Source organism: Candidatus Angelobacter sp. (assembly GCA_035607015.1).
Classification (GTDB): domain Bacteria; phylum Verrucomicrobiota; class Verrucomicrobiia; order Limisphaerales; family AV2; genus AV2.
In genome coordinates this window covers 1-3,075 of sequence record DATNDF010000386.1, presented here as the reverse complement: position 1 = coordinate 3,075, position 3,075 = coordinate 1, and the positions used below count along the sequence as shown (strand labels likewise).

The 3,075-nt window shown below is 58.5% G+C and carries 2 protein-coding genes; both read left to right on the top strand.

Going from position 1 to position 3,075, the window contains the following annotated elements:
• Positions 1-519 (top strand): hypothetical protein (locus VN887_15465; GenBank protein HXT41403.1); only part of this gene is annotated, 519 nt, incomplete at its 5' end.
• A gap of 127 nt (positions 520-646) precedes the next feature.
• A partial coding sequence (locus VN887_15460; GenBank protein ID HXT41402.1) for a PVC-type heme-binding CxxCH protein occupies positions 647-3,075 on the top strand: 2,429 nt, incomplete at its 3' end.

Sequence of the window (3,075 nt, the reverse complement as noted above, 5' to 3'; positions counted from 1 at the left end):
GCCGTCGATGGTGAGGGCAACTGTTATTCCGTCGGCTCGTTTTCAAGTGGTGATTCGGACTTTGGCGGCGCCATACTGGCAAGCAGAGGAGGTTACGACGGGTTCGTTGCCAAGTTTGATCCACTCGGCAATTTGGTTTGGGTGAAACAAGCGGGAGGAACTCAGTACGACATCGCCTTCGGAATCGGCTTGGATGTGGCGGCAAACTGTTACATAGCAGGGGTTCGTGACGGCAGTGCGTCATTTGACTCGATTCAGATGGCGGATGTCGGCTTTAACACGACTTTTTTTCTGGCGAAAATTGTCGAACTTCCCGCGCTCAATCTGGCTTTTGTTGGGCAGCAAGCGTTTCTCTACTGGCCTGCGAATAAGAGCGACTTTTCACTCGAAAGCTCCCCGGACCTTTCAAGCAACGCAAGCTGGACGGCGGTGACCAGTCCGTTTGTCGTCCTCGGCGATCAGCGTGTGGTCATCGATGACTTGAAGGCCGGGAAGCGGTTTTATCGGCTGAAGGAGTGACAGCTTCGAGCGTTTCCTACGGTCGAGGTTTTCATGTTGCCTGTGTTTTCACATGCCGAAGTAAAAACGGACTGCCATTCGTGATTGCTGTACGAAGTTGCGGGTTGGTAAACTGGAGACGCAACCTATGGCGAACGTCCCTCTTTTTGCCGAACGAAGCGGTGCTTCGCTGCTGGGCGTCGTGCTACTTTCAATTGGGACCTTTTCCCTTCCGAGTTTGCCGGCAAACGCGGCCGCGCCTTCACCCGAAGAAGCGTTGAAACACATGAAGGTCGCCGACGGCTTCGAGGTGAAGCTTGTTGCCGGCGAACCGGACATTCGCCAGCCGCTCTCCATCAGCTTTGATGAACGCGGGCGGATGTGGGTGATTCAATACCTCCAATACCCGGCGCCCGCCGGCCTCAAGCCCGTGAGCGTGGATCAATACCTCCGCACCAAATACGACCGCGTGCCGGACCCACCGCCCCGTGGACCAAAGGGCGCGGACAGGATCACCATTTGCGAAGACACCGATGGGGATGGTCGTTTCGACAAGTTCAAGGACTTTGTGACCGGCTTGAATCTTGCCTCCGGCATGGCCATAGGCCAAGGCGGCGTGTTCATTCTGCAGGCGCCTTATCTTCTATTTTATCCTGATCGCAACCACGACGACGTCCCTGACGGCGATCCCGAAGTGTTGTTGAGCGGTTTCGGACTGGAGGACGCGCACGCGGTGGCGAACTCGCTGACCTGGGGGCCGGACGGCTGGCTTTACGGCGCGCAAGGCAGCACGGTGACGGCGCACATCCGCGGCATCGAATTCCAGCAAGGCATCTGGCGTTACCATCCCCGAACGCGCGAATTCGAGTTGTTTGCCGAAGGTGGTGGAAACACATGGGGTCTTGATTTCGACGAGCATGGCAACGTCATCGCCGGCACGAATTTTGGCGAGCAGATCGCTTTGCACCAGGTCCAGGGCGGCTATTACATCAAGGGCTTCAGCAAACACGGCCCCTTGCACAACCCTTATACCTTCGGGTATTTCGATCACATTCCTTACCGCGGATTCAAAGGAGGTCATGTCACCGACGGCGGGATTGTCTATCAAGGTGGCGCGTTTCCCTCGCGTTTCAACGGCGCATACATCGCGGGCAATCTGCTGGCGAACGCAGTTTATTGGCACGTGCTGGAGCGCGATGGTTCCGGATTCAAAGGGCACTTCGGTGGCCCGCTTCTCGAAACGGACGACGTGACGTTCCGACCGGTTGATTGCGAAACCGGACCGGACGGTTCCGTGTTCATAGCGGACTGGTGCGACAAGCGCGCCACACATGTCGATCCGCTCGACACTTGGGACCGAAGCAACGGCCGGATCTACAAACTGCAGGCGAACGGCGCGAAACCGGTCGCGCGGTTCGATTTATCAAAGGCAACCAGTCCGAAGTTGGTCGAAATGCTTTCCCGCACCAACGAGTGGTTTGCCAGGACGGCCCGACGGTTGCTGGCCGAGCGACGCGACCCGACCATTTTGCCGGCGCTTCGGGAGAACATTTTCAGCACGAAAGATGATCATCTGGCTCTGGAGAGTCTCTGGACACTTTACGTTGGCGGCGGATTCGATGATGACCTTGCTGAAAGGCTGATGAAACACCGGAGCGAGGACGTGCGGGCGTGGACGATTCGCTTCCTCGGAGATGCGAAAAATGTCTCGCCGGACGTCGAGCAACACCTGGTAGAGGTCGCGCGTGCGGAGTCGAGCCCCGTGGTTCGCAATCAACTGGCTTGTTCAGCCAGGCGTCTGCCGGGCGGAGACGCGCTGCCGATCATCCGCGAACTCCTGAACCATGATGAAGACGCCCATGACCCAGAGATTCCCCTGTTGGTCTGGTGGGCCATTGAAAGCAAGGCCATTTCGAATCGCGATCAGTTCGTCGCGCTGTTGTCGCAACCCGGGGCTTGGGAACGTGAACTGGTCAGACAATACATAATCGAACGATTGTCGCGCCGATACGCGGCCGAAGGCACCGACAGCGACTTTGAAACCTGCGCCCGGTTGTTGTCACTCGCGCCGACGACACAGGACGTGGACCGGGTGTTGGCTGGAATGGAATTAGCGCTGGCGGGCAGACGACTCGAGAAGGTTCCGGGTCCGCTGGAATCGTGGTTCACCAAAACGTGGAGTCAGGGCAGCCCTCGACTCGCTGTTGTTCGCCTTGGTCTGCGGATCGGCGACAAAAAGGCTGCGACTTTGGCGTTGCGCATGATCTCCGACAATGGTTTCAAAGAAAACGAACGGGCAGGTCTGATCAGCGCGCTGGGCGAGACCGGCGCCGAAGAAAGCGCGCCGGCGTTGCTTGCTCTGATCGAGCAGGAGAAGTCGCCAACGATCCAGAGCGCCGCGCTTTCAGCGTTGCGGCATTTCCCGCTATCGGCGGTGGCGGAGCGACTCCTCGCGATGTATCCAACCCTGCCCGCAGGCTCGCGTCAGCAAGTGCGCGGCGCGCTTTGCAGTCGGGCGGCCTGGGCGGCACAATTGCTCGATGCAGTTGACGCGGGGAAGGTGGATGCCAAGGACGT